Below are 18,914 nucleotides of genomic sequence, written 5' to 3' on the forward strand. Positions count from 1 at the left end.
TCGACGCCCGGCAATCGGCCGCCTTCGGTATCCCCCCGCGAACCACGACTCCGCATGACCCAGACCCGCACGAAAAACAGCCTGTCGCGCGCGCAGCAGCGCATGGCCGTGCTGTTCATCCTGCCGGCGCTCGCAATTTATGCAATGTTCGTGCTGTACCCGCTGGCGATGTCCCTGTGGGGCAGCTTCTTTGTCTGGAAGGGGCTGCGCATGCTCGAATTCGCCGGGCTGTCGAACTTCGGCCGGCTGTTCGTTTTCCCAAGCAGCGAGAGGCTGGCCGGTGCGCTCTGGCACAACGCAGCCTGGTTCTTCGGGATCATGCTGTTCCAGAACTGCCTCGGACTGTTGTTCGCCTACCTCCTGTTCCTGCGCGACAAGGGCGCCGCTTTCATCCAGTCGGTGTTCTTCTTCCCGGCGGTGCTGAGCCCCGTCATCGTCGGCGCCCTGTGGCGACTGCTTCTTGCCCCCGGCGGCATCATCGAATGGACGCTCAACGCGCTTGGATTGCATGAGGGCAGCCTGACGGTACTCGGCAACAGCGCGACCGCGCTCTGGGTGCTGATATCAGTCGATGCCTGGAACTGGATGGGCCTGCCGGTGCTGATCTTCACCGCCGGGTTGCGGCAGATCCCGACACCGATCTTCGAAGCGGCAAGGATCGACGGCGCCGGCAGCGCACGCATGCTGTTCAGCGTCGCACTGCCGCTGCTCGTGCCCGCCATCAGCACGCTCACGACGCTGTCGTTCATCAACACCTTCAACCAGTTCGACATCGTCTATGTGATGCAAGGCGTGCAGGGGAACCCCAACTACGCGACCGACACGCTGGTCACATACTTTTACCGACTGGCCTTCGGAGCGGAGGGCGCGGTCGGCATCACCGACATTGGGCTGGCGCTCGCGCTCGGTACGCTGCTCTTCCTGCTGCTCAGCGTCGGCACGCTCATGATGCTTCGCTTCTTCGACCGGCGGACGGTGCAGCCATGAGCGCGGCAACGCTGCAGGGCCGACTGATGAGGCTGCCAGGCTGGACAGCCCTCGTCCTGTGGACGGGAGCAGTGCTCCTGCCGCTCTACATTCTCGTGGTCTCCTGCTTCAAGACAACCGCAGAAATCTACGAGAACAGGCTCGGCCTGCCGCACCGCTGGTCGCTCGACAATTTCGTCAACGCCTGGACGCGGGCTGAGCTCGGTCGGAACTTCGTCAACAGCCTCATTGTGACCGGCGGGGCAGTGGTACTGACGATCATCGTCGCAGCCATGGCGGCCTTTCCGCTGAGCCGGTACCGGCTTAGCTGGAACAGCTGGATGCTCGGCCTGTTCCTGGCGGGCATCATGCTGCCGATCAGGCTTGCATCCGTTGAGCTTTTCACACTGATGCGGAAACTAGACCTGCTCGACTCGCTCACCGGCCTGGTCCTTGTCTATACCGCGATCCGCATTCCCTTTGCCGTCTTCATCTTCGCGAACTTCATGCGCGTGCTGCCGTCGGAGCTCGAAGAAGCAGCCCGCATGGACGGCGCCGGCGAGGCACGCATTCTCTTTCAGGTGATCCTGCCCCTGGTGAAGCCCGCCATCTCGATCGTGGCGATCTTCACGGCGATCGCTGTGTGGAACGACTTCTTCTTCCCCCTGATCTTCATCTTCGATGACCATTACAAGACCGTGCCCCTGGCGATCAGTGTTTTCGTCGGCCAGTTCCGCACGGACTGGGGGCTGGTATTCGCTTCGCTTGCGATCTCCATGGCGCCGATTCTCATCATGTATGCTCTGCTCGCGCGCCAGATTCGCGAGGGCGTCGGGGCCGGCGGAGGCATGAAATGATCGAGGACCGGGTCTACGCGGCGCGTTCCATCCTGGTGGTCGGCGCCCATGCCTTCGATGCCGAGGTGATCGCCGGGCCGCTGGCCGCCCAGGCTGCACGGCAAGGTGCCGCGGTCACCTTCCTGCACCTCACCATGGGCGAGCAGGGTCATCCCTGCCTCATCCCGGAACACTATTGCGCACAAAAGGAGGACGAGGCGGCTCGTGCCGCCGCACGCCTCGGAGCCTCCGTCCGCAATCTCGGCCTTCGCGACGCCTTCCTGCCGAACGACGACGAGACCGTGCTGAAGGTCTGCGACGTCATCCGCGAGCTGAAGCCCGAAGTCGTCATCACCCATTGGCATGGAAGCTGGCATAAGGACCATCGCGCCGCGGCGGAACTCGCCAGAACCGGCATGCTCTTTGCCGCCCTGCCGACGCTGAAGCGGCCCGAACCCGCGCACACGCCCGGGCTCCTCCTGTTCGGCGAGAACTGGGAAGACGACGAAGGCTTCAGGCCGGAGCACCTGGTCGACGTGTCAGAGGGGTTCGACGCCTGGCGCGAAGCGGTCAACGAATACGAGCTGGCGCGCGGTCTGAGCAGTTTTCCCTATATCGATTACTACACCGCCCTTTATCGCCTGCGCGGCTGTCTGCGCGGCACGCGGTATGCGCAGGCCTTCGCAGCAGCGTCGCATTCCTGGAATGCCGGTGCGGGCTTGTTTTCTCCCTCAGCCGGAGGGAGGAAGGCTCGGTGACGCGCGTGCTGGCTATCGACCTCGGCGGCACCAACATGCGCGCCGCGCTTTGTTCGGGCGACATATCGGCGCTCCGGATGCTTACTCACGAGGCTGCCCCGGCAGATCTCACCGCGTTCACGGATCGGCTCGCCGCGCTCAGGGCCGCAGCCGGCGATATCGAGGCAATCGGCTTCGCCGTGCCCGGGCTCGTCCAGGGCACCACCTGCCGCTGGATACCCAACCTGCCCTATCTCGACGGTCTCGACATGCAGTCGCTAGCGCGTGACCTGCGTATCGGCATCGGCAATGACGCGCAGGTCGCCCTGCTCGCCGAGGCAGAAGCCGGAGCGGCCAAGGGCCTATCAGACGTCATCCTGCTCGCCATCGGCACGGGTATAGGCTCGGCCGTGCTTGCCAATGGCAGTATTGTCGCGGGGTCGCATGGCGGCGCCTGCTCCTTCGGCTGGGCTTGCGGCGACGCAGACGACCCCGGCGAAGATCGCAGCGGCTGGCTGGAACGCGTCGCCTCCGGCCGCGCGCTTGACCTCATCGCGCAAAGGCTCGGCATGGCAAGCGGCGCAGCGCTGATCACGTCGGCTCGCGCAGGCAACCCGGCTGCGCACGCCGCTCTCGAAAAACCGGCCCGAAAGCTCGGAACGACGCTCGCGGGTGCGGTCGCCCTGCTCGATCCAGAAGGGATCCTGATCTCAGGCGGCATTTCGGACGCGCTCGACGTGCTCGGTCCCATAATCCTGGCCGCGATGCAGCGGCAACTGCCTCAACATCTCAGGAACATAACGATCAAGCCGGGATCATTCGGGCCCCGCGCGGGCCTGGTCGGCGCGGCGCTTGCCGGCGCGGCAGGATCGGAGTGGAGGCGCATCAGATGAGCGAAGTCAGCTTCCCGCTGCCGGACCGGCGCAGGCCCGAACCGCTCTGGTATCAGGTCGAGCAGGCGATCCGCGCCATCATCAAGAGCGGAGAATGGGCGACCGGGACTCAGATTCCTGCAGAAGACCGGCTCTGTTCACTGCTCGGCGTCAGCCGCATCACCTTGCGCCATGCCTTGCGCAATCTCGAGGAGCACGGCCTGCTCAGGCGTGAGCACGGCCGCGGCACCTTCGTACGCTCCACCACGCTCGTCGCCGGCACGCGCGAGCTGACCAGCTTCACACAGGAGATGAGCCATGTCGGCATCGTCGCGGGCTCGCGCCTACTCGATTGCAGCCTGACGACGGCCAATGCCGCGACGGCCGCCGCGCTCGATATCGAGGAAGGCGACCCCGTGGTGCGCATTCGTCGGCTGCGGCTCGGCAATGATGCGCCGATCGGTATCCAGACGGCTCAGCTCTCCGCTGCGCGCGCTCCCGGCTTTCTCGATTCCGGATCGCTTCAGGGTTCGCTCTATGAGGCTCTGGAGAAGCGCTACGGAATTGTGCCGATCGAGGCGACGGAGGTCTATCGCGTCGCCGCCATCGGGCCGGACGATGCAGAGCTCCTAGATCTTGCTCCAGGCAGCCCGGCCTTCGTCGTCGAACGCATCACCACGGACGAGCGCGGCCCATTCGAATTCACCGTCTCCATCATGCGGGGCGATCGCTACGAGATCAGGTCGACGCTTCGCGCCGGCCGCACGATTTCCGGCGACCGGCCCTGACGCCAACCCGTTCACACAGGAGTAGAAAAGTGTCCGATCTCTATATTTCTCGCCTTGCCGCCCTCATGGAGAAGGCGTCCAAGGCCAATGCCGAAGCCTTCGACAAGGCCGCGGGCCGCTTCGCCGACTCGCTCGCCGACGGCGGGTTGATCCATCTCTATGGCTCCGGCCACTCGGTCCTCCCCTGCCAGGAGATCTTCCCGCGCTATGGCAGCTTTGTCGGCTTCAATCCCCTCACCGACCCCCGCGTGATGTGGCACAATGTGCTCGGCGCCGGCGGCGTGCGGGAGTTGCTCTGGCTCGAGCGGACCGAGAACTATGCCGAGAAGTTCCTCGACCATCAGCCGCTCAACAAGGGCGACTCGATCATCATCTTCGGCCATAGCGGGCGCAATGCCTCGGGCATCGACACCGCCCTTTATGCGAAGAAACGCGGGATCTTCGTGGTGGCGATCACCAGCAAGAACAACCTCGACAAGCCGGCCACGCACTCGTCCGGCAAGCGGCTGGCGGATGCGGCCGATCTCGTGATCGACACCTGCTCGCCGATCGAGGACGCGGTTGTCCCGATCGACGGCTGGAGCCGGCCCGTCGCGGGCTCGTCCACGGTGCTCGCCATGATCATGGCGCACGAACTGCTCGCCCGCACCGCGCAAAATCTCGCCGAACGCGGCATCGAACTCCCGGTCTTCGCCTCGCCGACCATTGCCGGCGTGACGCTGCACGACACCGATATCATCTACGGCGTCTATCGCGAGCGCATGCTGGAAGCTCAGAAGAAGCATCTGCCGGCCTTCCAGGCCCGCATGCGCGGCGGAGAGCAATGAGAGCGCGCTAAGCCTTTCAAAGTTGAAGGGTCCATGCCAGAGGCGTCCGGCTGTCAGCTGGACGCCTTTTCCCTGCCGAGCAGAAATTGGGAGCCTGGCCGATCCGCGGCGCTGTCGCCTGCGATACCAGGTGAAATGGTTGCAATTATCCCGGAAGTTTGTCCGCAAGAATCCCGAGCTTGTGGATCTCCGGTGTTTTGGCAAACAGCTCACCGGCCTTTGCTTTTTCCATCAAGGTTGCCGCCACCTTGCCGTTCAGATGCGCATCGCGCCCGGATTCGTCGTCGAACGTGTCGAAGATAGCGAACGAGGACGGTCCTTCTTGAATAGCGAACCAAGAGACCGTGCCGGCCTCCGCATTCACCAAGGGCACGGCGGACCGCAGGAAATCCGCGACCTCCTTCTCCTTGCCCGGCTTCGCCTCCAGCGGAACGTACAGCGCAAATTTTGTCATCACATTCTCCTGTCTCGACAAGTCCCGCCGGGTTCCAAGCAAAGCTTGGGCAGCGTTCCTCATCTGCGTCAAGCTGCGATTTGCTCACCTCACCGTGTCCGAGGCGCCGCTTGCGAGCTCGATAATTTCGTTGGTGATCTCTTCCTGCCGCAACTGGCGCGACCGCGCGACGAGATCGTCCAAAGTGGTTGCAACATTGGTACGCGCCGCGATCATGGCTCGCATCCGGGCTTCGTTTTCGGCCGCGAAGGACAGCATCACGGCCTCGCAAACCTCGGCAAAGACATATTCCTCGGCAAGCCTGGCAAGGAGAACCGCTGGCGGCAGAGTGATCAACGGGACCGCGGCACCGCGCGGAATCGGGAAACGGCCGAAGTCGAAGGGGACGAGCACCTTCTCCGCAACGTCGATGGTCGCCGACGAACCGGGTATCGCGTGAATCACGCTGATGCGCGTCACTCTTCCCGTCCCGAGCCGCCTGTAGAGCTCCTCCACGATCCGGCTGGCGAGCGGCGCAGCTTCCCCGACATGCGCAATCATTGAAGCGGACCAGTCGCAGACGAGGCCGCGTTCTTCGGCGACCATCAATCCCCGATCGCCCACCAGTAGAAGCTCCACCGGCGACCCCCGCGACCCGCCCTGCATCAAGGGTTGGACGGCCTCGAGCACTCGCTCGTTGAAAGTCCCCGCAAAGCCTTGCTCGGCGCACAAGGCAATGATTGCATGCCCCTCCGCACGCTGCTGAAGATGCTCCGAGCGGGCGCTTTCCGGCAGGAGGGCCAGAGCATGCCCGATGGCATCCGCGATCGCCCGGGCGTAGGCGCGAATCCCGTCGAGCTGGCTCCGCGCTTCTCGCGATCGGGCAGCGGCAATGCCTCGCATGGCGGAGATCACAGCGGAGAGCTGCCGCACGGATCCGATGCGGGCCGTGACATCGCTCAGCCGCTCGGTCATGGCCGTGCCTCCGCGGGGCCGGCAATATCCTTGGCGAGCGACCCGACGGCCGTCACGAGGCGCGCCCGCAACGTGCCGTCGAGGGCGTCGGCGCCAGCGAGAGCCTGAGCCGCGCCGGGGGCATAGGTGTCGAGTTGAGCGGCGACCCGCTCGCGCAGCTCCGGGATCCGCGCGGGAGGCATGCCGTCCAGGACACCGTCGCCCAACGCGGCGAGCAGGGAGACCTGATCGACGAGGCTGAGCGTCGCGAATCGCGGCTGCATGAGCAAGGCGCGAATGCGTTCCCCGCGTGCAATCTCGGCCTTGATGCGCGTGTCGGAAATCCCGCCGAAGCGCGTAAACATCTCGAGTTCCAGGAATTGCGAATAGTCGAGCCGGATCCGGCCGGAGACCTGGCGCAGCGCAGGGTACTGGGCCTTGCCGCCGACGCGGCTGACGCTCAGGCCCACATCGACCGCCGGACGCTGGTTCGCTGCAAACAGGCGTGAATCGAGAACGATCTGGCCGTCGGTGATGGAAATCAGATTGGTCGGGATATAGGCGGACAGATTGCCTGCATCCGTTTCCGCGATCGGCAGGGCCGTCAGCGAGCCGCCCCCGTGTTCCGCCGACAGCTTGGCGGCGCGTTCGAGCAGCCGGGCGTGGACGTAGAAGATATCGCCCGGATATGCCTCGCGGCCCGGCGGCTCGCGCGTGAGAAGCGCCAGCTCGCGATGGGTGGCAGCGTGCTTGGTGAGGTCATCGACCACGATCAGCGCATGGCCGCCGCGGTCGCGGAAGTATTCGGCGATCGTGAAGCCCGCGAAGGGCGCGATCCATTGCAGACCCGGCGCTGCTGCCGCCGAAGCGACGACGAAGATGCATCGTTCCGGCGCGCCATGCTGCCGAACCGCCTCGATCACGCGTTCCACCGCGGTCGCGCGTTGGCCGACGGCGACGTAGACCGAGATTATGTCCGAGTGCTTCTGGTTGATGATAGCGTCGACCGCGATCGAGGTCTTGCCGGTCGCGCGGTCGCCGATGATCAGCTCGCGCTGGCCGCGGCCAAGCGTGAAGAGAGCATCGATGACGAGGATCCCGGTTTCGACAGGTTCCGACACCAGATCACGTTCGATGATGGCAGGCGCCTGCCGTTCGACGGAATGGTATGCCTCCACGCCCACCGGCTCGTCCCTGTCGAGCGGCCGGCCGAGCGGATCGATGACGCGCCCGAGCAGGCCCGGACCGACGGGAACCCGCACCTCCTGACCGGTACCGGACACCCGCGTCCCCGCCTCGATTGCCGTCTGGTCATCAAGGAGCACGGCGCTGACCGCGTCAGCGTCCAGCGCGAGGGCAAAGCCGCTGCCACCCCCTTCGAAATGCAGAAGCTCGTTGAGCCGGACGTCCGGTAGGCCGGATATGCGCGCGATGCCATCGGCGATTTGCTCGACGCGCCCGATCGATACCGCCTCCGGGGAGAGTTCGGTCCGTGCCAGCCTCTCCCGGCTGCGCGCGAGCCAGTCGGCCGCGCTACCCTCCGATAGACTCATGTCGCGTCAACTCCGTGGTGATGCGGTCGAGATCGGCCCGAAAGCTGTTGCGGATCGCTGCATGGGGAGTGTCGATCTCCAGCCCCGCGATGAGAGCCGGATCGACCTCGACGGTCATCTCGACATGCCGGCCGAGCGCCTGGGCAAGCATCGAGCGGCAGGCCTGGCTTTCCGCGTCGGTGAGAGCGCGGGCAGAAAGCACGCGTACCGCCACGCCGTCAGCGCCGATGCTCGCGCGGCTTGCTTCCGGCAAGGCTGCAAGTCCTTTGGAAAGCCCTTCGATAAAGCCGGTCACCCGCGCTGCATCCGGCAGGCGGTCAAGGAGTTTGGCGGCAATGTCGACGGCGAGCCGGCTCGCGCGGTCCGCAGCCGCGGTTGCCTCGCCCTGCCGCGCGCTTGCGATCTCGGCCTCGGCCGCGGCACGCAACCGATCTGCGTCTGCCCTGGCAGCCGCTAGGATCGCGGCTTTCTCCACATCGGCCTCGCTTGCCGCTGCCCTCAGCGTCTCGCTGCGCGAGGCCGCGAGATTGGCGACCTCCTCGGCAGCCTTTTCCTTTTCGGCCTCGGCCTCGGCCTTGCTCGTGTGAGCCTCGTCGAGCAGCTTGGAGATGGCTTGCTGGCGCTCCTTCACGATCGTGGCGACCGGGCGGAACAGGAACCGGCTGAGCAGCCAGATGAGGACGAGGACGTTGATCGTCTGAAGGCCGAGTGTCCACCAGTCGATCTTCATCGCGGTGCGAGGCTCAATGCACGAAAGGGTTGGCGAAGAGGACAAGCAACGCGATCACGAGGCAGTAGATTGCCATCGTCTCGATCATGGCAAGCCCGACAAAGAGCGTCCGCGACAGGGTTCCGGCCGCCTCGGGCTGGCGAGCGATGGCGTCCATCGCTGCGGCCACCGCACGGCCCTCGGCGAGCGCCGGCCCGATGGCGCCGAAGGAGACGGCAAGCGCCGCTGCAATGATGCTGACGATCTCGATCACGTTCATGGCGTGTCCGGCTCCTGGTACGCGGTTTGGGAGGATGTGCGGCGCTCGCCGACGGCAGCTCCGATGAACACGCTCGACAGCACGGCGAATATGTAGGCCTGTACCGCCCCCGTCAGCAGATCGAGCGCCATGAGCGGAATTGGCACGAGGAGACCTGCCAGCGAGAGGATGATGCCGACGATGAAGACGCCGCTCATGACATTCCCGAAAAGGCGCACCACCAGCGAAAATGTGCGCGTGACCTGCTCGACGAGATTGAGCGGGATCATCACCCAGCTCGGCTCCGCGAAAGTCTTGAGATAGCCGGCAAAGCCGCGGCTGCGGACGCCGTAGAGGATGGTCGCGCAGAAGACGATCAGCGCCAACGCTGCATCCGTCTCCAGATGTGCGGTCGGCGGTTCGATGCCCGGTACGAGCGACGACCAATTGGCAACGAGCACGTAGATGAAGATCGTCCCTATCAGAGCGCGATAGGGACCTGGATCGGTTTGCATCGTCTCATTGATCTGCGTGTCCATCGCGCCGATCATTGTCTCGACCACGGCCTGCGCCGTGGAAGGAACGAGTGTGAGGCTCCGCGTGGCGAGCCTCGCCAGCACGGTCACGAGGATCAAGATCATCCAGGTGACGACAACCGGCGCCGTGATCGGCACTGGGCCGGCAAAGAAGAGCGGCTGTGTCATCAGCGGCGAGTTCATGGCGCTGACCCAAGGCGCCTCAGCACGAAGCCGCGTGCGGCCAGAAGGCCGAACGCGCCACCGACGAGGGCGGCTACGGCGACCTTCGCCAGGGCTGCAAGAATGGCGATCAACAGCCCGAACCGGAGGATCTTGATGGCGACGGCCCGTGCCGCTCCTCCCTCGACGTAGAGCCGGACGATCACCCGAAGGGAAACGAAGTGAAACAGCCCGAGGAGCGCCCCCACGAACAGGCCGAGAGATGCATAAAGCGCCTGAGCGCCGGAAAGAGTTTGGATCAACACAGTCTCCATCAAGCGCGGTGCATCCATTTCCAGGCCGACCAGAGGCCGATGGCGGCACCGATCATGATCAGCGGCGCAGAAAAGAAGATGCCCGTGTCGAGAATTCGGTCGAGCCACCGCCCGACGAAGACCGCGACCAATGTCGGTACGACGATGGTCCAGCCAAGAATTCCGATTTGGCCGAACCGAGCGCCGAGAGACGGCTCGGGATTTTCTTCACCCTGCTTCGCGCGTTCGGCGGCTTGGCGCGCGGCCTCGGTCAACCGATCCTTGGGCCCGGTTGGACGAGGCGCTGTCATGATCTGTCTCGTTGCAATGGGGGAGTCTCGGCAAAGCCAGTGCCGCCGGGCCGCAGATAGCGCATCAGCTGGCGCACTGCGCGCGCGTGAAGGCGCATCTGCTCCACCCTGGCCCGGCGATCGGCATCGGTCTCGGCGGCACGCATCGCACGGACTTCGGCCTCGAGCTTCGCCAGATCGTCGCCGAGAGTACCCTGTCGGCAGGCAATGGCGACCTGACGCCCCTCGGTGACAGTCAGAACACCGCCGCGCAGCGCGCAATAGTGCCTTATATCGTCGTCGCTGCGCCATCGAACGACCGAAGCAGAAAGAACGGTCAGGAGATCGGCATGGCCGGGCAGAATGCCGAACCCGCCGCTTTCATCTTCGGCACGAACGGAGCGGACCTGCACGCGATCCGCCAGAATGGCGGAGGGCGTGGTGATCGTCAGATGAAGCGTCGCGCTCATGCCGCCGGCACCCTGTCCTGCCGCCCGCCGGAGGAGCCGTCCGATCTGCGCGCGGCTTCCTCCCTCTGCCGTGCCTCCTCGATCGTCCCGAGCATGTAGAGCGAACTCTCCCGCCAGTCGTCACAGGCGCCCGAGAGAATTGCCCTGCATCCGGCGATCGTATCGACGATCGGAACGGAGCGACCTGCGACCCCGGTGAACGCCTCCGTGACGGTGAAGGGCTGCGTCAGGAAACGCTGCAGCCGGCGGGCCCGCTCTACGATCCGGCGATCCTCGGCGCCCAGTTCCTCCATGCCGAGCAGGGAGATCACGTCCTGGAGCTCGCGATAGTGCTCGATCGTTCGCCGCACTTCGATCGCCACTTCGGCATGCTCGGCACCGACGATCAAGGGATCGAGCAGGATCGATGACGAGGCAATCGGATCGACTGCCGGATACATGCCTTCCGCTGCCATGTTGCGCGACAAGACAACCATGCTGTCGACATGGGCAGCAATCGTCGTCACAGCCGGATCGGTAAAATCGTCGGCGGGAACATAGACCGCCTCGATGGCTGTCACGGCAGCATCGCCCACCGAGGCGATCCGCTCCTGCAGCGCCGCAACTTCGCTCGCCAGCGTCGGCTGATAGCCGACACGTGACGGCAGCCGTCCCAGAAGCCCGGATACTTCCGCGCCTGCCTGGACGAAGCGAAAGACGTTATCCATCAACAGCAGGACATTGCGGTGGCGCTCGTCGCGAAAATATTCCGCAATCGTGAGCGCGGTCATCGGTACGCGCCAGCGCGCGCCCGGCGGCTCGTTCATCTGCCCGTAGACGAGGACCGTGCGATCGAGCACGCCGGAATGCGTCATGTCGAGCAGCATCTCGTGGCCCTCGCGTGAACGCTCCCCGACGCCGGCGAACACCGAAATGCCCTGGTAGCTCGCCACCATGGCGTGGATGAGCTCCATCACCAGCACGGTTTTGCCGACGCCTGCCCCCCCGAACATCGCCGCCTTGCCGCCTTGCGCCAACGGCGCCAGGAGATCGATGACCTTGACGCCAGTTGCGAAGAGCGTCGTCGCACCCGTCTGCTCCGATAGCGGCGGAGACTTGCGATGGATCGGCCGGCGCGGAACATCGGCCGGCAGGTCTTGGCCTCGGTCGCCGACGCGGCCCGTAACATCGAGAAGACGGCCGAGGACCGCTTCGCCGACCGGCACGACGACGGGACTGCCGATCCTTGCAACGGCGTCACCGCGCCTCAGGCCGGTGGTGGCCTGAAGCGCAATCGCGCGCACGGTCCTCTCATCGAGATGGGCCTGGACCTCCGCCAGAACCCGGCCATGCTCGGCATCCCTAATCGAAAGCGCTTCGTCGATCCCGGGTAGATCGGCATCGCAGAACTCGATGTCGATCACCGCTCCCCGGATTGCAACGACCCTGCCGTCCGTCCGCATTCGTGCACCGTCGCTCTCAGCGCAACCGCCCTATCCTAGCATCGATCCTGTATCGATGAACCGCTGGTGCCAGGACAAGGCTTCGCCCGGCAGCGAGGGCGTTTGCTGGCCGTAGGAATGCGCCCTGGCACGCCGGAAATAGTCGAGCAGCCCAGGCTTGTAGTCGGGATGGGCGCAGTTCTCGATGATGAGTTTCGCGCGCTGCTTGGGCGAGAGGCCTCGCAGGTCCGCCAGTCCTTGCTCGGTGACGATCACCTGGACGTCCTGGGTGATGTGGTCCACATGGCTCGCCTGAGGCACGATCGCAGTGATCTTGCCGCCCTTGGCGGTTGAAGGCGTCATGAAAATCGAGACATAGGCATTGCGCGCGAAGTCGCCCGACCCGCCGATGCCGTTCTGAATGCGCGACCCCATGACGTGGGTTGAGTTCACATTGCCGTAGATGTCGGCTTCGATCAGGCCATTCATGGCGATGCAACCCAGTCGCCGGATCAGCTCCGGATGATTGCTGATCTCCTGAGGTCGAAGGATCATCTTGTCGCGAAATCTTGCCATCTCGGCATTGAGCCTTGCCGCCGCCTCCGGGCTCAGCGAGAACGCAGTCGCCGAGGCCACGCGCAGCTTACCGGCAGCGAGCAGGTCGAGCATGCCGTCCTGGATCACCTCGGTGTAGGCGGTCATGTTCTCGAACGGACCATCGAGCAGCCCCCCGAGGACGGCATTGGCGACGTTGCCGACGCCGGACTGGATCGGCAGCAAGGAGGCGGGAAGACGGCCCTTCGCCACCTCGTGCCGGAAGAACTCGAGAAGATGCCCGGCGATCGCCCGCGCGACATCGTCCGATGGCGCGAACGGAAGATTGCGATCTGGAACATCGGTCTCGACGATCGCGACGATCTTGCCGGGGTCGCAGCGGAAACAGGGCTCGCCGATCCGGTCACCGGCATGCACGAGCGGAATAGGTACGCGATTGGGCGGCAGCGCAGTGCCGTAATAGATGTCGTGCATCCCTTCCAGCGCGGCATTCTGCCAGCTGTTGACCTCCAGGATCACTTGGCTGGCACGGTCGAGCCAGGTCTTGTTGTTGCCTACCGAGGATGACGGGATCAGCGCACCGTCCGGCCTGATCGCCGTCACTTCGATGACGGCGGTATCGAGCGGCCCCAGAAAGCCTTGCCACGCCATCGGCGCAACCTGGCTCAGATGCATGTCGAAATATTCCATCTCGCCGCGATTGATCATCTCGCGCGCGACCGGATCGGAGTTGTACGGCAGGCGAAACTCTATGCCGTCTGCCTTCGCCAGCGCGCCGTCCAATTCGGGGCCTGTCGAGGCACCGGTCCACACCCGCACGCGAAAGGGATTGCCGGCCGCATGCTCGGCCTCGATCCGCGCTGCCAGCGCAAGCGGCACAGCCTTCGGATAGCCGGAGCCGGTAAAGCCGCTCATGCCAACCGTGCTCCCGGAGGTGATGAAGGCAGCCGCAGCGTCGGCGCTCATCATCTTGCTACGCAGATCGATACGACCAATCCGTTTCTGATCCACAGATTTGCTCCCTGCAAGCCGTGGCTCATATCGTGTAGGCGCCGGAAGGGAATTGCGGCAAATCAAATCGAAAGCTACGGGAGTCGAAATCGAAGGCCACCTGGGCACAGCCGGAGACGGCATCCGGGGAAAGCTCAGTGCTCTCGCCGGTCGGAGCTATACGGACTGGCCTTACGCCGTTCGGGGAGCGGTTCAGCGTTCCTATTGTTCAGGCCGTCGCGAAGTTTCTCCGAAAGGCTTCGAACTTCGCCCTTGTATTGCTGGATTCTTCCAGTTTCAGGCCGAGAGTGCCGCGGTATTGCCATCGCACGCCTCCGGTCATCCAGCCAAGGTCCTCGCTGAAAAGCTCGATGCGATCACCGGTCGAAATGTTTTTCAACTGGTCGCCAACCACCCGCACGCCGGTTTCGGACACATCGACGATAAAGCCGGGGTAGCTCTTGCCGCGGACGCGAACCTGCGCCGGGACGCGACAGCTGTGTCTTGGTGCTCGCCTCAGATCTACGCTCATGAGTGCCTCGCTAGAGTCCAGCCGTGAACTGTTGTATTCCAAATTTCTAATCAAAACCTTTATAATTTAGCATCGCCTGCGTAGAGCCAGGGCGCTCCTCTGATGGCGACGCGCCTTGGAAGTGCGTCTGTGATCATTTGCATACGAAAGTCCGCTTGTTCTGAAAAAAGTGGCTGCAGCCTTGCACGAATGCTTCAGCCATTCTCAAGCTAGCTGAGAAGATTCGAGCTCATCTCGCGTTTTGCTGCGCATGGAGCATGCTCTGTCTTCCCGAGCCTGACCCGAAAGCCGCCTTAAGGACCAAGCGTCATCACATTTCACGACGGCACAACGGGTCCCGCAGCACCAGCCATCTCGCAACTGCGAAGAGAAGGGTCTGTTCTGCCCTTGTCTGCGCAATCTTTGAGACAAAATTCCTGCCCGGGCAATGTGCAGGCAAAGCAGTCCTTTGATGAAAGGACGTGCATTTCACATCATGGGAACCGAGGTTTCGCACATCGCGTTGCCGTCTCGTCCATCCAACAGGGGCTATTATGGTTGACCTTACGAAAGTTTCGCGCCGTCTCCTTTCCGGAGCGATGACAAGGCGCGCGAGCCTCGCCGCAATTCTGGCCTCCTCGCTTGCGGTGATCGCCATCGCCGCGCCGGTTCCGGCCTCGGCGGACGACAAGAAGGTGGTCAAGGTCGGGATCATGGCGGGCGAGGACGAGGACGTCTGGCGCGTCGTCGCTCAGGAAGGCGCCAAGCGCGGCCTCACCATCGAGCCCGTCGTCTTCAACGACTACACGCAGCCGAACGAGGCACTGGAGCGTGGTGAGCTCGACGCCAATGCCTTCCAGCACAAGCCCTATCTCGACCAGCAGATCCAGACGCAGGGCTATCATATCGTCCCCGTCGGCTACACCGCCGTATGGCCGATCGGCCTCTACTCCAAGAAGCATGCGAAAGTCGCGGACCTGCCTGACGGCGCCGTGATCGGCGTGCCTAACGATCCGTCCAACGAGGGCCGCGCGCTGATCGTCCTGCAGAACGAAAAGCTGATCAAGCTAAGGGAAGGCACGGGCATTCTCGCAACGACCGCCGACATCGTCGAGAACCCGAAGAACATCGAGATCAAGGAGCTCGACGCCGGCATCGTCGGCCGGTCCGTCGACGATCTCGATGCCGCGGTCGTGAATACCGATTGGGCGCTGAAGAGCGGCCTCACTCCGGAAAACCGCATCGCCCAAGAGCCGATCGCCGACAATCCCTATCGCAACTTCATTGCGGTGAAAGCCGGCGCGGAGCATGAGCCCTGGGTGAAGACGCTGGTCGAGTCCTACCAGAACGACACGGTCAAGGCCGAGTTCGATCGCGTCTACAAGGGCACCGGCGTTAGCGCGTACTGACCTGCCTGTCCGGCAACTGATCACTGAAAAAAGGCGGTCCGCGTCGAAGGCGCGGGCCGCCGGTCTATATATGTCGGATGCTCCCCTCCAATAACCACAGGGAAGAACCTGCGTTGAACCAGCATTTCTCCGCAGAGACGCAATACACGCCGCCGGCCGATGCTGCCGCCCCGCAGGAAGATGTCGTGCGCCTGGTCGATCTCAAGCGCCGGTTCGGTGCGACCGCTGCCCTGGATGGAGTTTCGCTCACCGTTCGCAAAGGCGAGATCCTCGGCATTATCGGCCGCAGCGGCGCCGGCAAGTCGACGCTGATCCGTTGCCTGAACGGGCTCGAGCGGCCGGACTCCGGCCAGGTCATCGTCGAAGGGCGCGACATCGCCCGGCTCGGTGAGCGCGAGCTGCAGCCGCTGCGCCGGCGCATCGGCATGATCTTCCAGCATTTCAACCTGCTGTCGGCCAAGACCGTCGAGGACAATGTCGCACTGCCGCTCAAGATCGAAGGGCGCTCGAAGGCGGAGCGTCTCGCACGCGCGGCCGAGCTCCTGGACCTTGTCGGCCTCTCCGAAAAGGCGAAGGCTTATCCTGCCTCGCTGTCGGGCGGACAAAAACAGCGCGTCGGCATCGCCAGAGCGCTCGCGGCACGCCCGGCGCTGCTCCTCTCCGACGAGGCGACTTCCGCGCTCGACCCGGAAACGACGCGTTCGATCCTCGCACTACTCAGGGACATCAACCGCCGCCTCGACCTCACCATCCTGCTGATCACCCACGAGATGGAAGTGATACGCTCGATCGCCGACCGAGTCGCGGTGATCGACGCCGGCCGCATTGTCGAACAAGGTCCGGTATGGTCCGTCTTTGCAGATCCGCGGTCGGCGATCACCAAAAGCCTCCTCGGCGGCATCCGTCCACAATTGCCCGAAGAGATTGCGGCCAGACTTTCCCAGTCGGCTGGCCCAGAAGCGGTCCTGCGGGTCGACATCGCCGGAGAGATCGCTCGACAGCCGCTCCTGTCCGATCTCGCCACCACCGTGCCGGGCTCTTTCCGGCTCATCCATGGCGGCATCGATCATGTCCAGCAGCAGCCGGTGGCAAGCCTGTTCCTCGGCATTCCCGCCGACGCCGGGCATGTGAAGCAGGTACTCGATTTTCTCAAGGGGCGCGGCGCCCGCGCGGAGGTTGTCGGCTATGTCTCCGATAATGATTGAGCTGCTCTTGCGCTCGCTCTGGGAAACGGTGCTGATGACCGCGGCATCGGGCTTCATCTCGCTGGTCGCCGGCCTGCCTCTTGGGCTGGCGCTCGTCGCCACCGACCGCGGCGGCATTGCCGAGCACCTCTGGGTGAACCGCGCCCTCGGCGCCGTAGTCAACGGCTTCCGCTCGGTTCCCTTCATCATTCTCCTGGTCGCGTTGATCCCGGTGACACGCTTCATCGTCGGCACTTCGATCGGCACCTGGGCGGCAATCGTTCCGCTTTCCATCGCTGCAACGCCCTACTATGCCCGCATTGCGGAAGTCTCGCTGCGCGAAGTCGATCACGGGCTGATCGAAGCCGCACGCGCCATGGGCGGCAATCGCTGGACGATCATACGCGAAGTCCTCGTTCCCGAGGCGCTGCCCGGCATCGTCGCCGGCTTCACCGTGACGCTGGTAACGCTCGTAGGGGCTTCGGCGATGGCCGGCGCGATCGGCGCCGGCGGGCTCGGCGACCTCGCCATTCGCTACGGATACCAGCGCTTCGAGACCGCAGTCATGGTCGCAGTTGTGGTCGTGCTGATCATCCTTGTCAGCGGCATCCAATGGGTCGGTGACCGCCTGGTCGCCCGCCTCGATCGCCGAGGCTGATCCCGAGCCAGATTCTTAGTCGGCTTTCTGCCTGCTTCGAAATTCAGCTTCTTTCGCGTAAACGATTGCTGTAGCAATCCGGTCCGAAGCCGTGGCGGCGCCGGACCGGCGATCGCTCGGGCCAGAGCGTGATCCCGGAAGTTGCAACGTTTCGGATAGATCATGCGGCAAAACAAAAGTTAGAGCGGGTTGAATGTGTTCGCTCCATTGACCTGCTCTGGTGACAGGAGCCACGCCTCAAATGAGATCGAAGTCCCAGCGGCAGGAGACCATCCTCGCCGAATTGCGGGCGACGCCTGCCATCCGCATCGTCGAGCTTGCCGCTAAATTCGCCGTTTCGACGGAGACCGTCAGGCGCGACCTGGACGAGCTGAGCGCCAGGGGATTGATCAGCCGCACCTATGGCGGTGCGACTGGCACGGCGCTCCCCGAGCCGCTGCTCAGCGACCGCTATCTCTCCAACCAGGAGCAGCGCGCCGCAATGGCAAAGACGCTCGCTCACCTGATCCGCAACGGCGACAGTCTCATGATCGATGCCGGTGCGACCACGATCTTCGTCGCGCGGCGCCTGGCGGCGGAATTGAAGGACATCACGGTCGTGACGACGAGCTTCGGGGTCGCTTCCGCGCTGGCGACGAATCCGTCGATCCGGATCCGCGTCTGCCCCGGCGAATATGATTCAGGCGACGGCGGCGTGACCGGCCCCGACGCGATCAATTACCTTACGCAGTTCCGCGTCAATCACGCCATCATCGGCGCCAGCCGGCTGGACAATGACGGGCCGAGCGACTTCAACCCCGCCTCGGTCTGGATCAAGCGGACGATGATCAGGCAGGCCGACCAGACCATTCTGGTGCTCGACAACACGAAGCTGGACAAGGTTGCGTTCGAGCGCATCGCAGCTCTCGAGGAAATCGACCATGTCGTCACCGACATGCCTCCCTCGGAGACGCTGATGCAGGCGTTGAAGGCCGCCGATGTGACGACGCATGTTTCGGGGTAGCAATGCCGCGTGATGTGGGCGGGCGGTTGCGTTTCTTCCGGCACGGCCGCGCTCTTCGAGTACCCCTGCACCACTTTGCTGCGGTTCCTACGGATGCATGCCGTGGGTCGCGCGCAGTGAAGCGTAGCGGAACGCAGCGTGACTCACGGTATGCATCCCAAGGAACCGCAGCGAAGGGGTACGGGGGTGCTCCAGCTTGGCGCAGTCCTTAAATCAGCTGCTGCAGCGCCATGGCGACTGCCATGTCGCCTTCGATCTTGAGCTTGCCGGTCATGAAGGCAGTCGTCGGGCTAAGCTCGCCGGACATGAGATCCTCGAGATCCGAGAGCGACAGCTTGATCGTGCAGTCGGCAGGGCCATCGGTCGTCGAGATCGTATTGCGGTCGATGACGATGACGCCGTCGCCGCCCGTATCGAACTTCACCGACCGATCGAAGCTTCCGCTTTCGACGCGTGGCTTGAGCTTCGCGGCGATGTCCTCAATTCCCATGACCTGCT

The 18,914-nt window shown here is 64.0% G+C and carries 23 protein-coding genes; 10 read left to right on the forward strand and 13 right to left on the reverse strand.

Features of this window, described 5'->3' with window-relative positions:
• Positions 1–54: 54 nt before the first annotated feature.
• The 6 genes from SAZ10_RS21820 to SAZ10_RS21845 are packed head-to-tail and all read left to right on the forward strand — an operon-like array spanning position 55 to position 5,026.
• Complete coding sequence (locus SAZ10_RS21820) at positions 55–987, forward strand: sugar ABC transporter permease (protein ID WP_318611471.1); 933 nt, start codon at positions 55–57, stop codon at positions 985–987.
• Positions 984–1,823, forward strand: coding sequence for a carbohydrate ABC transporter permease (locus SAZ10_RS21825; protein ID WP_318611472.1), 840 nt, complete (start codon positions 984–986; stop codon positions 1,821–1,823). The genes SAZ10_RS21820 and SAZ10_RS21825 overlap by 4 nt, the downstream gene beginning before the upstream one ends.
• Positions 1,820–2,560: a PIG-L family deacetylase gene (locus SAZ10_RS21830; protein ID WP_318611473.1), complete on the forward strand. Its 741-nt coding sequence runs from the start codon at positions 1,820–1,822 to the stop codon at positions 2,558–2,560. Before SAZ10_RS21825 ends, SAZ10_RS21830 begins: the two co-directional genes overlap by 4 nt.
• Positions 2,557–3,432: an ROK family protein gene (locus SAZ10_RS21835; RefSeq protein WP_318611474.1), complete on the forward strand. Its 876-nt coding sequence runs from the start codon at positions 2,557–2,559 to the stop codon at positions 3,430–3,432. Before SAZ10_RS21830 ends, SAZ10_RS21835 begins: the two co-directional genes overlap by 4 nt.
• On the forward strand, positions 3,429–4,199 hold the full coding sequence (locus SAZ10_RS21840) for a GntR family transcriptional regulator (RefSeq protein WP_318611475.1): 771 nt from the start codon (positions 3,429–3,431) through the stop codon (positions 4,197–4,199). Before SAZ10_RS21835 ends, SAZ10_RS21840 begins: the two co-directional genes overlap by 4 nt.
• A gap of 29 nt (positions 4,200–4,228) precedes the next feature.
• The gene (locus SAZ10_RS21845; RefSeq protein WP_318611476.1) at positions 4,229–5,026 is read left to right on the forward strand and encodes an SIS domain-containing protein; all 798 of its coding nucleotides are present in this window, start codon (positions 4,229–4,231) and stop codon (positions 5,024–5,026) included.
• 145 nt (positions 5,027–5,171) lie between these two features.
• Here the strand turns inward: SAZ10_RS21845 and SAZ10_RS21850 are convergent, their stop codons facing one another.
• From SAZ10_RS21850 to SAZ10_RS21905, 12 genes are all read right to left on the reverse strand, one after another.
• A complete protein-coding gene (locus SAZ10_RS21850) occupies positions 5,172–5,480 on the reverse strand; it encodes an antibiotic biosynthesis monooxygenase (RefSeq protein WP_318611477.1) in 309 nt (102 codons plus the stop codon).
• A gap of 84 nt (positions 5,481–5,564) precedes the next feature.
• Complete coding sequence (locus tag SAZ10_RS21855; RefSeq protein WP_318611478.1) at positions 5,565–6,434, reverse strand: FoF1 ATP synthase subunit gamma; 870 nt, start codon at positions 6,432–6,434, stop codon at positions 5,565–5,567.
• Positions 6,431–7,966, reverse strand: a complete 1,536-nt coding sequence (locus SAZ10_RS21860; RefSeq protein ID WP_318611479.1) for a F0F1 ATP synthase subunit alpha — start codon at positions 7,964–7,966, stop codon at positions 6,431–6,433. The genes SAZ10_RS21855 and SAZ10_RS21860 overlap by 4 nt, the downstream gene beginning before the upstream one ends.
• On the reverse strand, positions 7,947–8,696 hold the full coding sequence (locus tag SAZ10_RS21865; RefSeq protein WP_318611480.1) for a F0F1 ATP synthase subunit delta: 750 nt from the start codon (positions 8,694–8,696) through the stop codon (positions 7,947–7,949). The genes SAZ10_RS21860 and SAZ10_RS21865 overlap by 20 nt, the downstream gene beginning before the upstream one ends.
• 13 nt (positions 8,697–8,709) lie before the next feature.
• Positions 8,710–8,955, reverse strand: coding sequence for a F0F1 ATP synthase subunit C (locus SAZ10_RS21870; RefSeq protein WP_318611481.1), 246 nt, complete (start codon positions 8,953–8,955; stop codon positions 8,710–8,712).
• Complete coding sequence (locus tag SAZ10_RS21875; protein WP_318611482.1) at positions 8,952–9,653, reverse strand: F0F1 ATP synthase subunit A; 702 nt, start codon at positions 9,651–9,653, stop codon at positions 8,952–8,954. The genes SAZ10_RS21870 and SAZ10_RS21875 overlap by 4 nt, the downstream gene beginning before the upstream one ends.
• Positions 9,650–9,934 carry an ATP synthase subunit I gene (locus SAZ10_RS21880; RefSeq protein ID WP_318611483.1) on the reverse strand — a complete coding sequence of 95 codons (285 nt, stop codon included), beginning with the start codon at positions 9,932–9,934 and terminating at the stop codon, positions 9,650–9,652. Before SAZ10_RS21880 ends, SAZ10_RS21875 begins: the two co-directional genes overlap by 4 nt.
• A gap of 11 nt (positions 9,935–9,945) precedes the next feature.
• Positions 9,946–10,236 carry an AtpZ/AtpI family protein gene (locus SAZ10_RS21885; RefSeq protein WP_318611484.1) on the reverse strand — a complete coding sequence of 97 codons (291 nt, stop codon included), beginning with the start codon at positions 10,234–10,236 and terminating at the stop codon, positions 9,946–9,948.
• Positions 10,233–10,685, reverse strand: a complete 453-nt coding sequence (locus SAZ10_RS21890) for a F0F1 ATP synthase subunit epsilon (protein ID WP_318611485.1) — start codon at positions 10,683–10,685, stop codon at positions 10,233–10,235. The genes SAZ10_RS21885 and SAZ10_RS21890 overlap by 4 nt, the downstream gene beginning before the upstream one ends.
• Positions 10,682–12,127 (reverse strand): F0F1 ATP synthase subunit beta, encoded by a 1,446-nt coding sequence (atpD, locus tag SAZ10_RS21895; protein WP_318611486.1) that lies wholly within the window; start codon positions 12,125–12,127, stop codon positions 10,682–10,684. Before atpD ends, SAZ10_RS21890 begins: the two co-directional genes overlap by 4 nt.
• A gap of 30 nt (positions 12,128–12,157) precedes the next feature.
• Positions 12,158–13,627, reverse strand: coding sequence for an acetyl-CoA hydrolase/transferase family protein (locus SAZ10_RS21900; RefSeq protein ID WP_318611570.1), 1,470 nt, complete (start codon positions 13,625–13,627; stop codon positions 12,158–12,160).
• A 253-nt stretch (positions 13,628–13,880) separates the two neighbouring features.
• Complete coding sequence (locus SAZ10_RS21905; protein ID WP_318611487.1) at positions 13,881–14,225, reverse strand: PilZ domain-containing protein; 345 nt, start codon at positions 14,223–14,225, stop codon at positions 13,881–13,883.
• A gap of 536 nt (positions 14,226–14,761) precedes the next feature.
• Between SAZ10_RS21905 and SAZ10_RS21910 the strand changes: the two genes are divergently transcribed.
• The 4 genes from SAZ10_RS21910 to SAZ10_RS21925 all read left to right on the forward strand — a co-directional run bounded on the left by SAZ10_RS21910 (position 14,762) and on the right by SAZ10_RS21925 (position 18,416).
• Positions 14,762–15,571, forward strand: a complete 810-nt coding sequence (locus SAZ10_RS21910) for a MetQ/NlpA family ABC transporter substrate-binding protein (protein ID WP_318611488.1) — start codon at positions 14,762–14,764, stop codon at positions 15,569–15,571.
• A 113-nt stretch (positions 15,572–15,684) separates the two neighbouring features.
• On the forward strand, positions 15,685–16,776 hold the full coding sequence (locus SAZ10_RS21915) for a methionine ABC transporter ATP-binding protein (protein WP_412535267.1): 1,092 nt from the start codon (positions 15,685–15,687) through the stop codon (positions 16,774–16,776).
• Positions 16,757–17,413, forward strand: coding sequence for a methionine ABC transporter permease (locus tag SAZ10_RS21920; protein ID WP_318611489.1), 657 nt, complete (start codon positions 16,757–16,759; stop codon positions 17,411–17,413). Before SAZ10_RS21915 ends, SAZ10_RS21920 begins: the two co-directional genes overlap by 20 nt.
• Before the next feature lie 241 nt (positions 17,414–17,654).
• On the forward strand, positions 17,655–18,416 hold the full coding sequence (locus SAZ10_RS21925) for a DeoR/GlpR family DNA-binding transcription regulator (protein ID WP_318611490.1): 762 nt from the start codon (positions 17,655–17,657) through the stop codon (positions 18,414–18,416).
• A gap of 208 nt (positions 18,417–18,624) precedes the next feature.
• Here SAZ10_RS21925 and SAZ10_RS21930 read toward each other — a convergent pair whose 3' ends face one another.
• Complete coding sequence (locus tag SAZ10_RS21930; RefSeq protein WP_318611491.1) at positions 18,625–18,906, reverse strand: SCP2 sterol-binding domain-containing protein; 282 nt, start codon at positions 18,904–18,906, stop codon at positions 18,625–18,627.
• Positions 18,907–18,914: the final 8 nt, after the last annotated feature.

Origin of the sequence: Mesorhizobium sp. BAC0120 (genome assembly GCF_033542235.1) — a bacterium.
In the GTDB taxonomy this organism is placed as follows: domain Bacteria; phylum Pseudomonadota; class Alphaproteobacteria; order Rhizobiales; family Rhizobiaceae; genus JAWRCU01.